The 1,096-nt window shown below is 71.0% G+C and carries 1 protein-coding gene; it reads right to left on the minus strand.

The annotated features are described in order from the left end of the window. On the minus strand, positions 1-1,096 hold a 1,096-nt coding region (locus tag HC022_RS27235), incomplete at both ends, for a hypothetical protein (RefSeq protein ID WP_217704136.1).

Below are 1,096 nucleotides of genomic sequence, written 5' to 3' on the forward strand. Positions count from 1 at the left end.
GCCGTCCCCGATCAGCACCTGCAGGGTCTTCAGCCGCTCCAGCAGGTCGGGAAGGATGTCGCGGATCGCGGCCTCCTGATCGGAGTCGGGGCGGGCGCGGGTGATCAGCCGCTGCAGATCGTCCGGCAGGGTGGCGAAGGCTGCGAACAGTGTCGCGTCTGTCTGGCCCCGGCAGAGCAGCACGGTGACCTTCTCGACCGTGTCCAGCACCCGTGGGAAATCGAGCTCGCCCTGCGGGTCGGGGATCAGCTTCGGACCCGGCACGCAGGCGTCGTCGCGGCCATCCTGATCGCGGTCCTGGCCGCCCTCGACCGCGTCGGGGATGCCGTCGTTGTCGCTGTCCTCGTCGCGGAAGTTGGGGATGCCGTCGCCGTCCACGTCCTCGTCGAAGCCGCGGCATTCGAGCTCGTCGGGAATGCCGTCGCCATCGCAGTCGCGGCCGTTGCAGGGCGGGTCCTCGCCGTCGACCACCAGAAAGCTCATGGTGGCAAAGCGCCGGAACGGCTCGACCCGGACCGCCGCGCGTTCGGGGCCCGAGAAGATCGGCTCGCCGGGCATCACCCGGGTGCCCGCCGGGGCGTCGCCGGTGACCGTCAGCTCGTAGAGGCCGTTGAGAAAGAGCCCCGACAGATCTGCCTGGAAGACGCCGCCGACCCCGGGGGCGAAGGACACGATCGAGGTGGCGCCGTCCGGCCCCTTGAGCAGCCCGCCGATCTGCACGTCCTCGCGGTCGAGATCGACGTAGTAGCTGATGTCGGCGCTGGCAGTGCCGCGCGTGCCCACCGGCAGGATGCGCGGCCGCACGTCGGTGAAGAGCGCGGGGCGCGGATTCTCGATGAAGGCCAGCGCCGTGGCGAACTGCCCGCCGGGCCGCGCCGGGAAGGCCGAGAGCGTCCAGTCGCCGGGCTCGGGCGCCACCACCTCGATGTAGATGTAGTGGCTGTCCACCGTGAGCTCGGGCGAGCCGGGGCCGAAGGTGGTGCCGTCGGGGGCGGTGAGGCGGATGTTGACGCCCCATTCGCGCATCCGCACGTTGCGGCCCGAAACGAAGGCGGTGAGCGCCTTGGCGCCCTTCTCGACCGGGATGCGGAACGAG

The sequence above is a fragment of the Salipiger sp. HF18 genome, from assembly GCF_011806505.1.
GTDB lineage: Bacteria > Pseudomonadota > Alphaproteobacteria > Rhodobacterales > Rhodobacteraceae > Salipiger > Salipiger thiooxidans.